An 18,986-nucleotide genomic window follows, 5' to 3' on the forward strand; every position below is an offset into this window, starting at 1 on the left:
AGATAAGATAAGAGTAGCGTGCGGGTATGGGCGGTTCAATACCGGACGGCATTGAACCTAAAACACTGATTACGCTATGTGAGCAACTAGGTCTAACACTTTATTGGAGTAGCCCATTTCATTGTCATACCACGCGACGACTTTTACAAAAGTATCGGTTAACGCGATACCCGCGGTGGCGTCGAACACTGAGGTTTGTGTTTCACCGATGAAATCTTGTGATACAACCGCATCTTCAGTGTAACCAAGCACGCCCTTCAACTCGCCCTCTGAGGCAGCTTTCATTGCCGCACAAATGGCTTCGTAGGTCGCAGGCTTGGCTAGATTTACGGTGAGATCTACAACAGACACATTTGCGGTTGGCACACGAAACGCCATTCCAGTCAATTTGCCATTGAGTTCAGGTATTACTCTACCGACGGCTTTTGCCGCACCGGTTGATGACGGAATGATGTTTTGTGAAGCGCCGCGACCACCACGCCAATCTTTTTGCGAAGGACCATCGACCGTTTTCTGTGTTGCAGTGGTAGCATGTACTGTTGTCATTAAGCCATCGACAATACCAAACTCGTCATTTAACACTTTGGCTAGTGGAGCAAGACAGTTGGTGGTGCAAGAGGCATTAGAAACAATCGTTTGCCCTGCATAGTCGTTGTGATTGACACCCATTACAAACATTGGGGTAGCATCTTTGGATGGGGCTGACATAACAACTTTCTTCGCGCCCGCCTCGATGTGCTTTTGCGCAGTTTCTTCGGTTAAGAATAATCCGGTTGATTCTACTACGACATCAACATTAACGTCAGCCCATGCGAGTGCAGCGGGATCCTTTTCAGCGGTAACTCTAATGACTTGACCGTTAACAATCAGGTTTCCATCGACAACGTCGATATCGCCATCGAATCGCCCATGGGTTGAATCATATTTCAACATATAGGCGATATAATCTACGTCTAGCAGGTCATTGATAGCGACAACAGTTATGTCATTACGTTTTGTTGCTGCTCTAAGTACGAGTCGTCCAATGCGACCAAAACCATTTATTCCAACCTTGATAGTCATTGTATTGCCTTTCGTGTAATATAATTACGAAATTATGGATCAAAAAAGCAATTTTCGCAAAGAATAAGCGCAAAAATGATGTAAAATTACATTTAATCGCTTGCGTAGGGTTTTGCAAACGTATTCAAATGCGATGCAGTCTTTGTTAAATCATAATGTTAACAATTTATTTACGTTGGTTCATGTACTGACTTTTATACGGATACATATATGGCATCAAAAGCGCTTGATTCTTTGGTTGAAATGCGTGGAATCGAAACAAAGTATATAGATGCGTGGGGTAAACCTGCGCAGGTTGATGAAGCGACCAAATCTAAGTTGCTCGAAGTTATGGGTTATGACACCCACTCTGATGCCGTAATTGAAGAGCAAATACAACAATATGTCGCCAAAGCATGGTTGAAGCCGCTTGAGCCCGTGCAAGTAGTGAGAACAAATGAGCATGTTGTGGTGCCGATTAAACTACCGATTGAGCTGGTTAACGATGCACACAATTTAGTGTTGGTGTTGGAGACCGGTGAAGTTATCGAGCATGCTTTCGTGCCCGTGGACTGCGACTTGATTGACGCGACAGCGGTTAATGATAGCGAATTTCAAGCTTATGCGGTTAATTTAGCCGACGACCTTCCATTAGGCTATCACCACGTAGAATTGCGTGCGGAAGATAACGACTTGCTTGCTGAGATGCGTCTTATCATTGCTCCTGAGAAGTGCTATACCCCAGATCCAGTCGCGCAAGGTAAGAAAATTTGGGGCTTGAGTGTTCAGTTGTATTGCTTACGCAGCGAGAGTAATTGGGGGATCGGAGATTTTAGTGATCTTAGTTTTCTAGTTGAGAAAGCTGCGAATCAAGGCGCTGACTTCATTGGTTTAAATCCTATCCATGCACTTTACCCCTCGAACCCAGACGCATGCAGTCCCTATGGCCCATCATCACGCCGCTGGCTCAACTACTTGTATATAGATGTAACGCAAATTGATGGTTACAACGATGATTCAGTTCAAAGCCTAGTCGCTAATTCGGGCTTCCAGCAACAACTGCAACACGTCCGTCAGATTGATTACATTGACTATGCAGCTGTAGCAAAATTAAAACTGGCCGCATTGACACGCGTTTTTGAAGTATTCAATACCAAGCATCTCAGCAAAAACTCCAGAGTGAACAAAGCGTTTAAGGCGTTCGTTGAGGAAGGTGCTGAAAGTCTGCAGGTACTCGCAACTTTCGATGCCATGCAAGAGCACTTGCACGCTGAAGGTAAAGAATCATGGGGTTGGCCAGTATTCCCAGCAAAATACGCTGATTATAGTACCCGAGAGGTGGCAAAGTTTCAGAAGCAGCATGCTAAACGCATCAAGTTTTATATGTTTCTGCAATGGCAGGCCATGTTGCAATTTAAACAAGCCAGCGAAAAAGCCGATGAGCTTGGAATGGCAATTGGACTATATCGAGATCTCGCGGTTGGTGTTAGTGAGGGCAGTGCTGAAATTTGGGGCAATAAGTCATTGTACTGCACACAAGCGAGTGTTGGCGCTCCACCTGATATTCTTGGTCCTTTGGGTCAGAATTGGGGACTCCCTCCAATGGATCCAGAACAGTTATACGCGCAGCGTTATCAGCCAATCATTGATTTATTCGCATCAAATATGCATGCCTCTGGCGCTCTGCGTATTGACCATGCTATGGCATTATTACGGCTGTGGTGGATCCGCAAAGGGGACGGTGCAGAATCTGGCGGCTATGTATATTATCCGGTAGATGATTTGCTCGGCATATTGGCATTGGAAAGCCAACGAAATAAAAGTTTAGTGATTGGTGAAGATTTGGGCACAGTTCCGGAAGAAATTCGTGAAAAACTAGCAGAAAATGGTATTTATTCTTATCGCGTGTTTTTCTTTGAGCAAGCTGAAGACGGCGGCTTTTACTCACCAAGTCATTACCCTGTGCAGTCTATGTCTACATTAACAACGCATGATATGCCAACCCTGATTGGTTATTGGCATTGTAATGATTTGGAACTGGGTAAAACTCTTGGCCTTTATCGCGACCCAGAAGTACTAAAAACCCTGTATGACGATCGGCACGCGAATAAACAGCAAATATTAGATTCACTTCACGGACATCTGTCTGTTGGAGATGACGTCGGACGGTATGTGGATCATACACCAATGTCTGAAGCCTTAAATCATGGCTTACAAGTGCATATGGCAGGTGGATCAAGTGCATTATTGAGCCTACAGTTAGAGGATTGGCTTCAAATGGATAAACCTGTCAATATTCCAGGTACATTTGACGAATACCCTAATTGGAAACGTAAATTGTCGCGTTCGTTATCGTCTATATTTGATGACGGCAATGTTTTAAACCTTGCAGCGCGGATCGATGGCGCCCGACGACAGGCTAGCAATGACAAGTAAGGATCATTAATGCAGCATATTCAACAACTCGCTCAAGCCCGATGTGCTTACCCTTTTGAATTTTTAGGCGTACATGAAAAGGGCAAACAGCTTAAAGTAAGTGCGTGGTTACCCGGAGCTCAGAGCGTAGAGTTGATTGATTGGCGAAGCAAAAAAGTGGTTTGTTCAATGCAAGCCCAGGACGATAGCGCCTTGTTTATTGCCTCTATAGCCAAAAGCAAATTACCTGAATTGTATGGTTACTCGATTACTACGGCAGAGACAGACTATCAGGCGCTTGACCCATATGCGTTTAAAGACGAAGCTTACCACGCGGTGCATTTTATTGATCATGCCCCCGAGAATCTGTACCAACAGGCTGGTGCGCAACTTTGTACGCTTGATGTAAGTGAAAAGCACAGTGTCAGTGGTGTGCGCTTTGCGGTTTATGCCCCAAACGCATCAGCGGTCTCACTCATTGGTGAATTTAATCTATGGGATGGCCGTTGCCATCCCATGCAGAAAACCGATTTGGGGTTTTGGGTGTTATTTGTACCTGGTTTACAAACTGGGACCCTGTATAAATACCAAGTCAAAGACGCTGCGGGTAATCAGTTGCCACACAAAGCAGACCCTATCGGTTTTAGCGCCGAACAATATCCTTCGCATGCCTCTCGAGTTTATGACCACACTGAATACGTGTGGCAGGATTCAGCGTGGATGAATCGACAACACAGCGACCCTTACACTCAACCGATGAGTATTTATGAGTGTCATCTGGGCTCGTGGAAAAGGCCTGATGCCAATAGCGGTGAACGTTACTTAAGTTACCGCGACCTAGCTGCCGAATTGATCCCATATTTGGTTGATATGCAGTATACGCACGTAGAGTTGCTGCCTATCTCAGAATATCCATTCGATGGCTCGTGGGGATATCAACCCGTTGGTTTGTTTGCTCCAACGAGCCGGTTCGGCCATCCTGACGACTTTAAGTATTTTGTGGACAAGTGCCATCAGCACGGTATTGGTGTAATTATCGACTGGGTACCTGCGCATTTTCCTGAAGACGGTCATGGTCTGGCACGCTTTGACGGTAGTTGTGTATATGAATATGAGGATCCTAGAAAAGGCTGGCATCCGGATTGGAATTCTTGTATTTACGATTTTGGCAAGCAGACTGTACGCCAGTTTCTGGTCGCCAACGCTTTGTATTGGTTAGACAAATTCCATATTGATGGTTTACGCGTAGATGCTGTGGCGTCAATGCTGTATTTGGATTATTCACGCAATGATGGTGAGTGGATCCCAAATGTTGATGGTGGCAACCATAATTATGAGGCGATCAGTTTACTGCAGTGGATGAATAAAGAAGTTTATCACAAGTTTCCTCGCGCTATGACCATTGCCGAAGAGTCAACGTCATTTGCCAAAGTGTCACGCCCCGTGTTTGACGGTGGTTTGGGGTTTGGATTTAAATGGAATATGGGCTGGATGCACGATTCATTGCACTTTATTAGTAAAGATCCGGCCTATCGTCGCTATCACCATGGCGAAATCACATTCTCGATGGTGTATGCCTTTGATGAAAATTTTGTGCTACCTATTTCTCATGATGAAGTGGTACATGGCAAAGGTTCAATGATCCGCAAAATGCCCGGTGATGAATGGCAACAAGCGGCGAACTTGCGCAGTTATGCAGCGTTTATGTACGCTCATCCCGGTAAAAAACTCAATTTTATGGGCAATGAATTCGGCCAAGCTGCTGAGTGGAATCACGATGGTCAATTGCAGTGGGATTTGCTGGCGTTTGAAAAACATCAAGGGATCCACAAACTGTACAAAACACTGAATCAATGTTACCTCCAACATCCTGCACTTTATGAGATGGATTGTCAGGCCGGCGGGTTTGCATGGATTGACCACGAAAACGCCGAACAAAGCATTCTGTCGTTTGTCCGTCGAAGTAAAGATGGCAAGCAAAAAGTCTACGCGATTACTAATTTCACTCCAATTCCGCGTGATAATTTCAGACTCGGTGTGCAAGACACGGGGGAGTATCGATTGTTGTTGAATACCGATAGCAGCGAATTTTGGGGCAGCAATTATGCCACTCAAGCATTAGTTAAATCTGACTCGCACGGATGGAACAACCAGCCTCGTTCGATAACCTTTAACTTGCCTCCGTTGGCAACTTTGTACTTCGTATTAGACTGACATGGCGAACCGAAAACATGGTGAGAATCGCAGCAGGTAAGCCACAACCATTCGGTGCAACACTTTGCAACGATGGGTGTAATTTCGCTGTGTACGCGCCCGACGCGCGGGCAGTGTCGCTCTGTTTGTTTGATGGAGAAAATGAAACACCACTGGTTGAATATGCAATGTTGGGTAAAACCGGCCACATTTGGCATGTGCATATTGCTGGTGTTACCGCTGGGGCCTTATACGGATATCGTGTTGATGATGGTGTTCCTAGTAACAATAGTTCGCAAAAGCTGCTAATTGATCCCTATGCCAAGCAACTGAGTCGGGCCTGTCATTGGGATAAAAAGTTATATCAACATGATAGTCACCGGATGGTGCCCAAAGGTGTAGTAAGTGATACACCTAAGCGGGTAAAAAAAACCTATGTATTCAGTAAAGAACAGCCGCGGATACTTTACGAAGCGCATGTAAAAGGGTTGTCTCAACTACACCCTGAAGTGCCAAAAGCGCAACGTGGTACCTACCTCGGTGCTGCCCACCCAACTATTTTGGCGCATTTACGCAGTTTGGGGGTCACAACAATACAATTTTTGCCGTGCGCTAGCTTTATGCCCGAACCCTATATTACCCAACTGGGATTGACCAATTATTGGGGGTATAACCCTATCAACTTTTTTGCAGTTGAACCCCGTTACGCGATCGCTGACCCTGTCGCAGAATGTCAACAAATGGTTCAAGCGTACCATAACGCTGGGTTCGAAGTGATTATGGACGTTGTATTTAATCATACTGCAGAAGGTGGCGATGGGGGGCCGACGCTTAGTTTTAAAGGTTTGCAAGGTTCACAAGCCTATCTCTATCAACATTTAGATAACGGTTCCAAAGCCTTTGTCAACAATTCCGGCTGCGGCAACAGCGTTAACGTCGCGCATCCGCAAATGTTACGGCTTATTATGGACGCACTGCGCTACTGGGTTGAGGTCATTGGTGTTGATGGCTTTCGCTTCGATTTAGCTGCTAGTTTAGGCCGTGACCCCTTAGCATTTGATCCGAATGCAGCGTTGTTTCGCGCGATTGAGCAAGATCCTGTTTTGCAAGATGTATTGTTAGTTGCAGAGCCTTGGGATATTGGCTTAGGAGGGTATCAGCTCGGAGGTTTTCCCATTGGCTGGCGAGAATGTAATGACAAATTCAGGGACACCGTGCGCGCGTTTTGGCGTGGTGATCGTGGCTTGACCAGTGATTTCGCAACCCGAGTAATGGGTTCTCGAGATATTTTTCACAAAGGCATTAAACCCATTTGTACCTCGGTAAACCCAATCACTTATCACGACGGGTTTACGTTGCATGACTTGGTAACGTATAAGCACAAGCACAACGCCGCGAATTTAGAAGAGAACCGAGATGGACATTCGCATAATCTATCGGCTAATTATGGCCATGAGGGCGAGACTGACGACGCTAAAATCAATGCACTTCGCGAACGGCAAAAGCGCAATCTGTTTACTACTTTGCTTTTATCACAAGGAACGCCGCATATTCTTGGCGGGGATGAGTTAAGTCGCACACAACAGGGCAATAACAATGCTTATTGTCAAGACAACCCCATTAACTGGCTCAAATGGGAATTATCTCCTAAACAAGCTAGTTTTTTGCGTTTTTGTAAAGAAGTGATAGCTCTGCGCAATAGTAGCCAGTTGTTACAAGAGATACAATTGGATGATGACAGCTATTATCAGAATAGAAATCCGGCCAGTGTTTTTTGGTATAAACCTGATGGCACCAATAAGGCCCCGCAAGACTGGCATGAAAGTGAGAATCAAGCCTTTGCGGTCGAAATACGCGGGCACGTGCATGAGCATGGGAACATGCGGCCAGAACATTGGCTAATTTGTTTTAATGCTAGCGATGATGATGTGCGATTTGCTCTACCTTTTTTCGCCCCAAAAGCTGGCTGGACCCTGCGCCTAGATACGCGTTATGCAGATTTGTCTATGCAACCGAAAGTCTGCGTTAAGCAGTTGTTTTTACAGGCGGGTAAATCAATTGCAATTTTCACCTACTCCTATTAGGCGAGCTTTGCTATTATGCCGCCCCATTATGCGATGGGGAAAACATGATGAATCAACCGAACCAAATAATCGCTGACGAAAATCTGTGTGATATCGGATTTATCGGCCTTGGCGTAATGGGCAAGAACCTTACCTTAAATCTTGCCGACAACGGATATCGTATTGCGTGCTTTGATCTTGACCAATCTAAGGTCGATGCGATCATCGCTCAGGATGCCAAAGAGCGCGATGATAAGCCTGCACGCGTTGTTGCTTGCCGGTCCTATACCGAGTTACTGAGTAAGTTAAAAGCACCCCATTTGATAATTTTATCTGTACCTGCCGGGGAACCGGTTGACCACGTATGTCATCATTTGATTGATTCTGGCATCGCTGCAGACGACATCGTTGTCGATACCGGCAACAGTTTGTGGACTGATTCGGTTGAACGTGAAAAACACTACAAAGGTAAATTCATCTTTTTCTCTACCGCGGTTTCCGGGGGTGAGGTTGGGGCCCGTTTTGGCCCATCGTTAATGCCCTCGGGTGATCCTTATGCGTGGACGAGACTAGAACCTGTATTTCAGGCAATCGCCGCAAAAGTAGATCCAAAAACCGGTAAGCCGATTGAATCTAATATACCCGGTCAACCGGTGACAGAAGGCGAGCCGTGCGCGACTTATATCGGCCCGGTCGGTGCGGGGCACTACGTTAAGATGGTGCACAACGGGATTGAATATGCAGATATGCAGCTGATCTGTGAGGCGTATCACATCATGCGCTTGGCTCTGCATATGAGCCCACAGGAAATCGCTTCTGTATTTAGAGAATGGAATGAAGGCGAGCTGAATAGTTATTTAATAGAGATTAGTGCAGAAGTGCTTGAGCAAATCGACCCACAGACTAATCAACCCTTGGTCGACGTAATCCTTGATCGTGCCGGGCAAAAAGGTACGGGATTGTGGACCGCAGTTAGCGCGTTAGAGGTTGGTAGCCCAGCACAAACCATAGCTCAGGCGGTTTTTGCCCGCAGTCTTTCCAGCCTGAAACAAGAGCGCGTTGCCGCTAGTAAATGCCTGGCTGGACCAGAGCTACCCCAATACAACGAAGAGCAAAAGCAAAGTATTATTACCGCACTTAAGCATGCGCTATATTGCAGTAAAATTTGTGCTTATGCGCAGGGTTTCCAGTTAATGGATATGGCGGCTAAAGAGCACGGCTGGAAGCTGGATTTCGCCGAAATTGCAAAAATTTGGCGTGCTGGCTGTATTATTCGCGCGGTGTTTTTGCAATCGATAACACATGCTTATGAGCAAGATGAAAAACTTGCTAACTTGCTGGTGGATCCATTTTTCACCCAGCAAATTGTGGCTTATCAACAAGACTGGCGCAGCGCAATTAGCCATGCAGTTTTGTCAGGTGTACCATGTCCGGCGATGACTTCTGCATTGAGCTATTATGACTCGTACCGCATGGAGGTGCTGCCAGCCAACTTGTTGCAAGGGCAAAGAGACTATTTTGGTGCACATACCTATCAACGTACTGATATGCCTGAAGGCAAGCGGTATCATATTGAATGGAATGACCCACAACGCCCACAGGTGAGTATTAAGAAGTAAATCCAAGGTGCAGGAAGGGCTAAATGAAGAAAAGTAACGAAGAGTGGCGCCAGCAATTAACCCCTGAAGAGTTTCGAGTTTGTCGCGAGAAGGGGACTGAGCGTCCGTTTACGGGGGAGCTGTTAAATCAGTTTGCTCCCGGTCGTTATCATTGCACTTGTTGCGGTGCTCCGTTATTTGACGCATCTGCCAAATTTGAAAGCGGTTGTGGTTGGCCATCTTTCTCTGCGCAATCTCAAGACGATAATGTTGGGTATCACACCGATTTAAGTCATGGGATGCGACGTATAGAAATAGTGTGCAAACAATGTGATGCGCACCTTGGCCATGTGTTTGATGACGGGCCGGCACCTACAGGGCAACGCTATTGCGTTAATTCGGTATCGCTCAAGTTTATTGCTGAACCGTAAAGGTTATTTCTACGCTTTTACTTCATTCGCAAGAACACCAGCGTTTGCTTGCAGCTACCAATGATACTGTCGTCAAGCCAATGGATGTCTTGTGCTGTCTTATCTACAAAGACTTCTGTTGTCCAAGTGAACAAGTCGTTGACTAATCCTTTCAACGCTTCCGATATAATTAGATCAAATGGCCTATCGTAATGATGGTAAAGCACAACAGATAATTCACTCAAACTGATCGAAATATCAATAAACTCTTCAACAAAAAACACAGCGTTGGCCATCTCTTGCAAATCAGTGATTAATTCACGCCGATCTGATTCATCCAGATCTTCGATATCATAAGTAGTAATAAACCCTTTGAGCTCGCGGCTGATATTACAAATATCGTCTAAATTTTCCTTCGTCACACTTAAATCAGATAAAAACGTAGCGGCCGAAATCACAGTTTTCGGCGCGGCTTCGTCACCTGACTCGGTTAACACAGCCATATCGTCAAAATCAAAGAAATCGTCAATATCATCACTATCGTCTGGCTGGGGGTTTACATATTTGGATAACAGCTTGGCGTTGTCTTTTAGTTCATTTTCCGCACTTTTAATCACATGCTCATTGGTCGATATTTCAGTTTTACTTGTTTTAAGCTCCCGTAAAAATATTCTAAAGTGCTCGCTGGAAGATTTTAGCCTTGTCAATGAGCGTTTGAGATCAGAGAGGTCTTTTTGGATTGAAATAAAAAACTCAGGTTCGCCGTTGGCATCAGGGATAGGGTAAACATTCCACTGTACAGGGTAGGGCGTACCATCTTTACGGTAATTGGTTGCAGCGCCAATAAAATGCTCCCCCTTTTTCAATGCGTTTTTAAGTCGGGCAATCACCCTAGGATTGGTATCTGCGCCAGATAACATACGTGGCGAAGAGCCATAGAGCTCCTCTTTACTGTAACCTGTCATTTCACAAAAACGAGAATTGGCATACAAAATTTTGTGCTCAAGGGGATCGGCATCGGTAATGACAACCGCTTCGAAGGTTTTTTCCAGTAAAATCTCAACTAACTTTCCGACTTGTTCAGCATTTAACTTCCTAATGTTATGCATAATTACTCCAAGTTGTTTAAGAGGGCGGTTAAGCAGTGCAAATAACAGATAAAATTTCAATGACTGTCGTTAATTGTAGCTGGTAAACAAAATTTAGAAGTGAAATATGAACAAATAAAGCGTTAGGACTACTTAGGTGGATTTGGGAATCCAGTTGTTCTAAAAAGGCGAGTAAGTTAGTGCCTCTGGCGTCATGTTTGTCTAGTTATGGATTTACTAATCAGACGAATAAGTCGATTCTGCTTATAGGATTTGATCTGAATCTAGTTTTACGCATTCTCTAGTCCCGTAACTGAAGCCTTCTGATACTCTGTTATTAAGCAGGAAAAGTTGAGTTACCAATTATGTCTAGAACTCTAGCAATGATACTAGCCGGAGGCGAGGGTAAACGCCTTCATCCGCTTACGAATTCGCGGAGTAAACCTGCGGTGCCGTTTGCCGGAAATATGCGGATCATTGATTTTGCGTTAAACAATTTTGTCAATTCTGATTTCCTCAAAATTTATGTTTTGACCCAATTCAAGTCCCAATCACTAAGTATTCATATGGGACAAGCTTGGCATTTATCGGGGGTTACCGACAATTTTATTCAGACTGTTCCTGCGCAAATGAGAATGGGAAAGCATTGGTATGAAGGGACTGCTGATGCGATTTATCAAAATAGTAAATTCATTGGTTTACATCATCCTGACAATGTATGTGTTTTTGGGGGCGATCATGTTTATAAAATGAACGTGCGTGAGATGGTGGATTATCATGAAGCGAAACAGGCTGAGTTGACAGTTTGTGCGACTCGGATGCCAATTGAAGAAGCTTGTCGATTTGGTGTAATAGAGGTTGATAGTGAATTCCGCATGATAGGATTTGTGGAAAAACCGACGGATCCGAAACCTATTCCAGGTCAACCCAAAATGGCGTTGGTTTCCATGGGGAACTATGTATTTGAAACTCAGTTTCTATATACAGTGTTAGATCAAGATGCCCAAGATAGTGATTCTTCCCATGATTTTGGTGGCGATATTATCCCCAAAGTTTTCGCCAATAATCGCGTATATGTTTATGATTTTTCTAATAATGTTATAAGAGGTGAGGAAGGTGCACCCTATTGGCGAGATGTTGGAACGTTGGAAACTTTTTGGCAATCGCATATGGATTTATTACAACAAAACGTTGGGTTGGATTTGGTTAATCCAAAGTGGCCAATGCGATCCTACTCCCCGCCATCGCCAGCTGTGAAGGTCTTGAATGATCCACAGGGAAATACGGCGACTATTGTGAACTCGATATTATCTGCTGGTTGTCAAATCATTGCTGCGTCAATTATTGAATGTGTTCTAGGATTTGGCGTGCAAGTTGGCGCAAGAGCTGAACTTCGAAATTGTATTTTTTTAGGAAAGGCCCATGTTGGCGAAAACTGCAAACTCAGGCGCGTCATTGTTGATAAAAATGTTTATATTGCTGACGGTGTCGAAATTGGGTTTGACGCTGATTTGGATCGAAAGCGAGGTTTGACCATCAGTGAAAGCGGTATAGTGGTAATTCCGAAGGGTTTTGAAGTTAGTTAATTTTGTTGAATTGACATTTCTGAGCAAATAAATCTGCTAAATAGCCAAAATATGTCAATATTTTGATACGCAAAAATGAAATTTAATTTCAATTATGAGGAGAATGAAAACTCTCGGGCTTCAATTGCACCGTGAATGCTACCGGCGCGTTTCTGCAAATAATCAAAATCTAAACCGGCATCACTTGCTAGCCGTTGCAATGTTGCTAGATCAACATCATTTTTGTCATATTCCTTGGCTATAAGGGCAAAAACCACTGCCATTTCACTCTCTCCGCGTTGCTGATGCAAGGTGTAAAGAGAGGTAAATATTTCTGGATCGATGGCTTCTTCCTCGGTGTACAGTGACAGTGCGGTATACAGAGCATTTATCGCTTTGCCGGTATCACGTTTGGCATGATAACTGGCAAGTCCCACTTGTAAAGGAGCGGTATTGAGTTCGCCATTACGCTCGAAGCGAAGAAAGCGAGCAAGCGCATCGTCATGACCATGGCGTGACCATTGGTAATAGCTAAGGTAGGGGTCATCAATATTGCGCGTTTCATAAGCCAAACGTTTGAGCTCGTTTTGGGCAGTTAATAAGCCCTTCATTCGGCCCGTTTCTTTTTCCCGCAGTTGCTTATGTCGGATCTGTGCAGCTTTGCTTATGCAGTCTTGATAATCTTCAAAAAACAAAATGAGTTGATATTGTTGCGCATGGGTAGGTGGCTCAGCCTGCTGATAGCGGTGTTTAATAATGTCAGCTTTCTCGGCGCGACACCAAGCGTCAGGATTTAGATCATTGCATATGTCGGGCTCTTCGCTACACATTTGGGCAACAGTTTTGCTAGTGAACTTTTCACAACCACCGATCAATAGAGCAAAAAGCAACAGTAAAATTGTGGAAAAATAACGAAAAAAAATAGTGTTCCCCTCAACTAAGAATGAAAAATTGAAATTTTTCAACAATTTGGCGTTCATCAAATGCTTCTTTACAATACCGCCCGATTTGAGTGAGGGCGTTATCGTTGATAATTAGTGTAGCCTAATGTTCTAAAACATTGGAATCAATACACTCGCATCAGCGTTGCGTTAAGTATAGCGAATGATTACTTTCTAGGTGGGGCATGAATCAACAATTCGAGCAAGAGTTACAATCTAGTTGGCAGGAACGCCAAGAATACGCAGAGATGATGCTGCCGTTAATTGGCAAAATGTATCGCAACAATGCGGTTGAAATTTCTATTTATGGTCGTCCACTGCTTAATGCCAGTGCAATTGATGTGATTAAAGCGCACCGCACGGTACGTTTGCACGAAGGCGTTAAACTTAGACTGCGCGAGAGTTGGCCTATCCTTGAAGCGCTAAGCAAAATGCAGCTAGCACCTGCGCAAATTGATATCGGTAAATTGGCTTTTGACTTCCATTACGGCAGCGCAGTAGATAAAACTGATTTAGACGCCTATTTGCGTGACGCATTAGTTGACGTTGTCGACCGTAGCGATGAGCAAACACCACAAGATGTCGTGCTCTATGGTTTTGGTCGTATTGGTCGACTGCTTGCACGTTTGATGATTGAACGACAGGGTAAAAGCAATAAATTGCGCCTGCGTGCGATTGTAGTGCGTGGTGGTCGCGATGGTGACTTAGAGAAGCGCGCAAGTTTATTGCGCCGTGATTCTGTGCACGGACCTTTTAATGGCAGCATAACTATCGATGAAGAGCGCAAAGCCATCAAAGCTAATGGTTCATATATCCAAGTGATCTATGCGAATAGTCCAGACGAAGTCGATTACACTCAATACGGTATTAACAACGCGATTATTATTGATAACACCGGTATTTGGCGTGACCGCGATGGCTTAGGTTTGCATTTAAAAGCCAAAGGGGCAGCGAAGGCTATATTAACTGCGCCGGGTAAAGGTGATATCAAAAACATTGTGCACGGTGTTAACCATACTGATATAGAAGCCTGTGATAATATCCTCAGTGCGGCAAGTTGTACCACTAACGCAATAACACCAGTATTGAAAGCCATTGATGAAGAATATGGCATTATCAGTGGTCACGTTGAAACCGTGCACTCGTATACTAACGACCAAAATCTGATCGATAATTATCACAAAGCTGAACGCCGCGGTCGAAGTGCACCTTTGAACATGGTTATTACCGAAACGGGAGCGGCTAAAGCCGTTGCTAAAGCCTACCCACAATTAGCTGGCAAGCTAACCGGTAATGCGATCCGTGTACCGACACCGAATGTGTCTATGGCCATTCTTAATCTCAACTTGAATAAGCCAACTGACAAGGTTGCTATTAACGAATTTTTGCGTGACACGGCGTTGTTTTCACCGTTACAGCATCAAATCGATTACACCGCATCAAAAGAAATTGTATCAACTGATTTAGTTGGTGCGCGTGCTGCAGCGGTTGTAGACAGTCAGGCTACTATTGTCGCAGATAACCGAGTTACCCTGTATGTTTGGTATGACAACGAGTTCGGTTACAGTTGTCAGGTTATGCGTGTTGTGCGTGATATGGCGGGGTTAGATTTTCCTACCATTCCAGCGGATATGCGTAAATAATCCCTGAATTAATAAAAACGCCCGCTTTATGCGGGCGTTTTTGTATCGCTGGGAATCATTCGGTAAGTTTAGCGGTCTTAGTTAATCATCTAGTTATAGCGAGTCGGATTCTTCATGAGAATAGCAGGGCAAAAATGGACGGTGTGGTTGCGCGATATTCTGTTGGGCGGATTGATCATCTTTGTTGTTTTACAGTGGCAAGAGCGAGATCTAGTCGCCACTGATGGTACTGTTGTGATTGAAAATCGGGCCTTGGTGTCACTGGATGGAGAAGAGCTATCCCTATTAGCGAACGATAAACCAACACTAATTTATTTTTTTGCTCCTTGGTGTCAAGTTTGTCATTTGAGTATTGGTAATCTGGATTACATCGACTCGGATAAAGTCGCGGTAGTGCGCGTTGCACTTGATTATCCGCATGTGGAAGACGTTGCAGAGTTTGTGCAAAAGCATGAGATAGACGCTCCTATATTACTGGGTGATCGTGCTTTACAGCGAGAGTTTGGAATAAAGGCATATCCAACCTACTATGTTATTAATAAATCACATGAGGTAGTCGCTGGCACACAAGGGTACAGCACCGCTTTAGGCTTAAAATTACGTCAAGTTTTTAACACGGAGGATAGATAAACTCTTCACTAAGACGAATTGCTATTGAGTGAATGGGGGCTTGCCGTTTAAACTAGTGTTTTGGCAAATAAACGGACGTGTCATGCAAATTTCTGCAAATTTTGACAGCGGTAATATTGAAGTCGTTAGCGCTGATTCTCCGACGGATATTCAACTACGCATTCGCAAAGACAATCAATCAGACTTTTTTCAATGGTTCCATTTCCGCCTACACTCCACCCCCTATGTACAACACACACTGACAATCAACGAATTAAAATCATCAGCCTACCCGGATGGATGGCAGGGCTATGACATTGTTGCCAGTTATGATCGTGATGAATGGTTTCGAATTGAATCAAGCTTCGACGGCGAGCGACTGCGCGTCGATTTTACTCCAGAGCATGCCACTATTTATTTCGCTTACTTTGCTCCCTACAGTTACGAGCGACACCTTGACCTGATTGCGCACGCGCAAACCTCGTTAGACTGCAGTCATAAGTTGTTAGGTCAAACCCTAGATGGGCGCGATATGTCATTGTTGATCATTGGTGAGCCGGCAGAAAATAAAAAGCGTGTTTGGATTACGGCACGTCAACATCCGGGTGAGACTATGGCCCAGTGGTGCGCCGAAGGACTATTGACACGTTTGCTCGATGAACAAGATGGATTAGCCCGCGCCCTGTTGCAAGATGCTGTGTTCTACTTAGTACCAAATATGAACCCTGATGGCGCTGCGCGTGGTCACTTGCGCACCAATGCTGTTGGAGCAAACCTTAATCGCGAATGGGCTGAGCCGACCTTAGAGCGCAGCCCGGAAGTATTTTATGTGTTGCAGGAAATGCAGGCCACAGGGGTAGACATGTATCTCGACCTTCATGGTGATGAGGCGCTGCCTTATAATTTTGTGGCAGGAAGTGAAGGGATCCCGAATTTTGATGCGCGCATGCAAGGCTTAGAGGATACGTTCCGTAATACGCTTTTGGCGGTAACACCTGAATTTCAAGTGGAACATGGCTACCCAAAAGACGAGCCGGGCAAAGCCGATCTTTCCATTGCATCAAATGCGGTTGCACAACGCTTTAACTGCATGGGCTTAACGTTTGAGATGCCATTCAAAGATAATGCGAATGTACCTGATCCTGCCTACGGCTGGTCGCCACAACGCAGTATGCAATTGGGTGAAGATATCTTGGTCGCAATACGTGCAGTTATTAAAGAACTGGGGTAACCTTTGCGAGCATTAACCACAACAATAACAATAAAAGGGGATTTCCTTGGAAGGCTTGTATAATTTTCTCGTTGATTTAGATGGATTGCTGGGTGGTGCCTTTTGGTTTCCCTATGTGCTCCTAGGTGTGGGTTTATTTTTTACTATTTACTTAAAATTCCCACAAATTCGTTATTTCAAACACGCCTGCAAGGTTATTACCGGCAAATATGACAAAGCGTCAGATCCGGGTGATACCAGTCACTTCAGAGCGTTAACTACAGCCTTATCCGGTACTGTTGGTACAGGGAATATCTCAGGTGTTGCATTTGCAATCTTCTTGGGTGGACCAGCAGCATTGTTTTGGATGTGGGCGACCGCATTTTTGGGGATGACTACCAAGTTTGTTGAGGTCACGTTATCACACAAATATCGGGTCAAAACTGAAGACGGCACTATGGCGGGTGGCCCCATGTATTACATGGATCGCCGTCTAAACATGAAATGGTTAGCGGTTGCTTTCGCAATTGCCACAGTGATCAGTTCTTTTGGTACGGGTAACCTGCCGCAAAGTAATGGTATTGCAACCAGTATTGAGTCGACGTTTGGCATTGACGCATACATTGTCGGCTGGACCCTAGGTATTTTGTTGGCCTTGGTCATTCTTGGGGGGATCCAACGGATTGCTGCGGTGACTGCGCGTATCGTACCTATAATGGCTGTCATTTATCTGGTTGGTGCCTTTGCGGTTATTTTTGCCAATGTAGAGAATATTGGTCCAGCGTTTGTCGCTGTTATTGGCGATGCCTTTACTGGCTCAGCGGCAGCCGGGGGCTTCTTGGGAGCGACTTTAGCGTATGCTTTCAACCGTGGCGTAAACCGAGGGCTGTTTTCAAACGAAGCTGGACAAGGTTCTGCTCCTATTGCACACGCAGCAGCCAAGACAAAAGAGCCTGTGTCTGAAGGCATGGTCTCGATTTTAGAGCCTTTCATCGACACTATTATTATTTGTACTATAACTGGCCTCGTTATCTTGTCCTCAGGTGTCTGGAAGGAGAAGCATGAAAACATCTTTGATCGTTCAGATATGCTTTTTGTCGCCGGTGAATTCGCTGAAAGCGACGCAGCTAGTGTGGATAAACTATATCGCTATTTAAATGATGTTGATGGTAATGCAGTGACGGCGTTTAACGGGCAAATTTCGGTCGTCAATGGTGTTGCAGTCTCTGGCGGCTACACGTTAATTAATTCACGCTCTATTGCAGAAGATGTTGAGTTCCGAGTTAACGACGAAGATCTATTCAGCGGTATGCTGGAAATAGTCGATGGCAAGCCTGAACGTGAGAATTTGCAGGTGTCTGGTAAATCTTTGGTGCATTCAGCGCCGTTGACAGCGATTGCCTTTACGCGCGGTTTCTTTGGCGATTTTGGTCAGTACATCGTTTCTGTTGGGCTACTGCTGTTTGCGTTCTCAACTGCAATTGCCTGGTCGTACTACGGTGATAGAGCAATGACCTATCTGTTAGGTCCTCGCTCAGTGATGCCGTACCGGGTTATTTATGTCGCTGGCTTTATCTGGGCATCTTTTTCAGATACCACCTTGGTATGGGCATTATCTGCAGTGGCGATTGTGGTTATGACGTTACCTAACCTTTTTGGTATTATGCTACTGCGCAAAGAGATGAAAGAAACCGTTAACGATTACTGGCAACGTAACGGTAAAAAGTAAGCGTCGCTTTTCTAACGTGGGCATCAGTGTGCAACTGGTGCCTTTCTTTTATGGTATCCATCGTTTTATCGTGATTTGCGCGAACTGTTTGCACGCGATGAGCGTATTAGCAGCATGTAGAGTTGCTGCAACTGAAAGAAGAGGAGTCGAAAATGGCATTAATAGACTGTCCATCTTGTAATAAGAAAATTTCTGATAAAGCAAAAAGCTGTCCCCATTGTGATTTCGCTATCGGTAACGCAAGTGAAGAGGATATTTTGCGCAAGCAACAGATGCAGCGTTTTAACAAACGACAAAGTTTGCAGAATCAATCAATGCTGGCCATGTTGCTGTTCGTTTCTGGATTTGGTCTCTGGTATTGGGGGGGGCAACAACCGACGGATTTACAGCAGAATATCGCTGTTGGCTGCTCAGTTGTCGGCTTTGTTTGGTATTTAATCAATCGCGCCAGACTGGTTATCTTAAAACGTTTTTCGTAAAT

General features: G+C 44.8%; 14 protein-coding genes. 11 read left to right on the forward strand and 3 right to left on the reverse strand.

Annotated elements, in window-relative coordinates; genetic code table 11:
- Positions 1-69 precede the first annotated feature (69 nt).
- Positions 70-1,062 carry a type I glyceraldehyde-3-phosphate dehydrogenase gene (gene gap, locus CSH92_RS08010; RefSeq protein ID WP_100657090.1) on the reverse strand — a complete coding sequence of 331 codons (993 nt, stop codon included), beginning with the start codon at positions 1,060-1,062 and terminating at the stop codon, positions 70-72.
- A gap of 210 nt (positions 1,063-1,272) precedes the next feature.
- On the opposite strand from gap, the gene malQ reads away from it, so the two are divergent.
- The 5 genes from malQ to msrB are packed head-to-tail and all read left to right on the forward strand — an operon-like array spanning position 1,273 to position 9,741.
- Positions 1,273-3,477, forward strand: coding sequence for a 4-alpha-glucanotransferase (gene malQ, locus CSH92_RS08015; RefSeq protein ID WP_100657091.1), 2,205 nt, complete (start codon positions 1,273-1,275; stop codon positions 3,475-3,477).
- A gap of 9 nt (positions 3,478-3,486) precedes the next feature.
- Positions 3,487-5,670, forward strand: a complete 2,184-nt coding sequence (gene glgB / locus CSH92_RS08020; RefSeq protein ID WP_100657092.1) for a 1,4-alpha-glucan branching protein GlgB — start codon at positions 3,487-3,489, stop codon at positions 5,668-5,670.
- Between the two features lie 17 nt (positions 5,671-5,687).
- On the forward strand, positions 5,688-7,733 hold the full coding sequence (gene glgX, locus CSH92_RS08025; RefSeq protein ID WP_100657093.1) for a glycogen debranching protein GlgX: 2,046 nt from the start codon (positions 5,688-5,690) through the stop codon (positions 7,731-7,733).
- A 47-nt stretch (positions 7,734-7,780) separates the two neighbouring features.
- Positions 7,781-9,331, forward strand: a complete 1,551-nt coding sequence (gene gndA, locus CSH92_RS08030; RefSeq protein ID WP_100657481.1) for an NADP-dependent phosphogluconate dehydrogenase — start codon at positions 7,781-7,783, stop codon at positions 9,329-9,331.
- A 23-nt stretch (positions 9,332-9,354) separates the two neighbouring features.
- Positions 9,355-9,741 (forward strand): peptide-methionine (R)-S-oxide reductase MsrB, encoded by a 387-nt coding sequence (msrB, locus tag CSH92_RS08035; RefSeq protein WP_100657094.1) that lies wholly within the window; start codon positions 9,355-9,357, stop codon positions 9,739-9,741.
- 17 nt (positions 9,742-9,758) lie between these two features.
- Here msrB and CSH92_RS08040 read toward each other — a convergent pair whose 3' ends face one another.
- On the reverse strand, positions 9,759-10,829 hold the full coding sequence (locus tag CSH92_RS08040; RefSeq protein WP_100657095.1) for a PAS domain-containing protein: 1,071 nt from the start codon (positions 10,827-10,829) through the stop codon (positions 9,759-9,761).
- Between the two features lie 344 nt (positions 10,830-11,173).
- Between CSH92_RS08040 and glgC the strand changes: the two genes are divergently transcribed.
- Positions 11,174-12,394, forward strand: coding sequence for a glucose-1-phosphate adenylyltransferase (gene glgC / locus CSH92_RS08045; RefSeq protein ID WP_100657096.1), 1,221 nt, complete (start codon positions 11,174-11,176; stop codon positions 12,392-12,394).
- A gap of 92 nt (positions 12,395-12,486) precedes the next feature.
- Here glgC and CSH92_RS08050 read toward each other — a convergent pair whose 3' ends face one another.
- Positions 12,487-13,353, reverse strand: a complete 867-nt coding sequence (locus tag CSH92_RS08050; RefSeq protein WP_100657097.1) for a DUF2989 domain-containing protein — start codon at positions 13,351-13,353, stop codon at positions 12,487-12,489.
- 146 nt (positions 13,354-13,499) lie between these two features.
- Here CSH92_RS08050 and CSH92_RS08055 point away from each other — a divergent pair, with 146 nt between their 5' ends.
- The 5 genes from CSH92_RS08055 to CSH92_RS08075 all read left to right on the forward strand — a co-directional run bounded on the left by CSH92_RS08055 (position 13,500) and on the right by CSH92_RS08075 (position 18,984).
- Entirely contained in the window at positions 13,500-14,957 is a 1,458-nt protein-coding gene (locus CSH92_RS08055) for a glyceraldehyde-3-phosphate dehydrogenase (RefSeq protein ID WP_100657098.1), read from the forward strand.
- Positions 14,958-15,071: 114 nt separating this feature from the next.
- Complete coding sequence (locus CSH92_RS08060; protein WP_100657099.1) at positions 15,072-15,587, forward strand: redoxin domain-containing protein; 516 nt, start codon at positions 15,072-15,074, stop codon at positions 15,585-15,587.
- Between the two features lie 82 nt (positions 15,588-15,669).
- The gene (locus CSH92_RS08065) at positions 15,670-16,797 is read left to right on the forward strand and encodes a M14 family metallopeptidase (protein ID WP_100657482.1); all 1,128 of its coding nucleotides are present in this window, start codon (positions 15,670-15,672) and stop codon (positions 16,795-16,797) included.
- Positions 16,798-16,843: 46 nt separating this feature from the next.
- Positions 16,844-18,505 carry an alanine/glycine:cation symporter family protein gene (locus tag CSH92_RS08070; protein ID WP_100657100.1) on the forward strand — a complete coding sequence of 554 codons (1,662 nt, stop codon included), beginning with the start codon at positions 16,844-16,846 and terminating at the stop codon, positions 18,503-18,505.
- Between the two features lie 152 nt (positions 18,506-18,657).
- Positions 18,658-18,984, forward strand: coding sequence for a zinc ribbon domain-containing protein (locus CSH92_RS08075; RefSeq protein WP_100657101.1), 327 nt, complete (start codon positions 18,658-18,660; stop codon positions 18,982-18,984).
- The last annotated feature ends 2 nt before the right edge of the window (positions 18,985-18,986 follow it).

The organism is Neoalteromonas flava (genome assembly GCF_002807685.1).
In the GTDB taxonomy this organism is placed as follows: Bacteria; Pseudomonadota; Gammaproteobacteria; order Enterobacterales; family Alteromonadaceae; genus Alteromonas_E; species Alteromonas_E flava.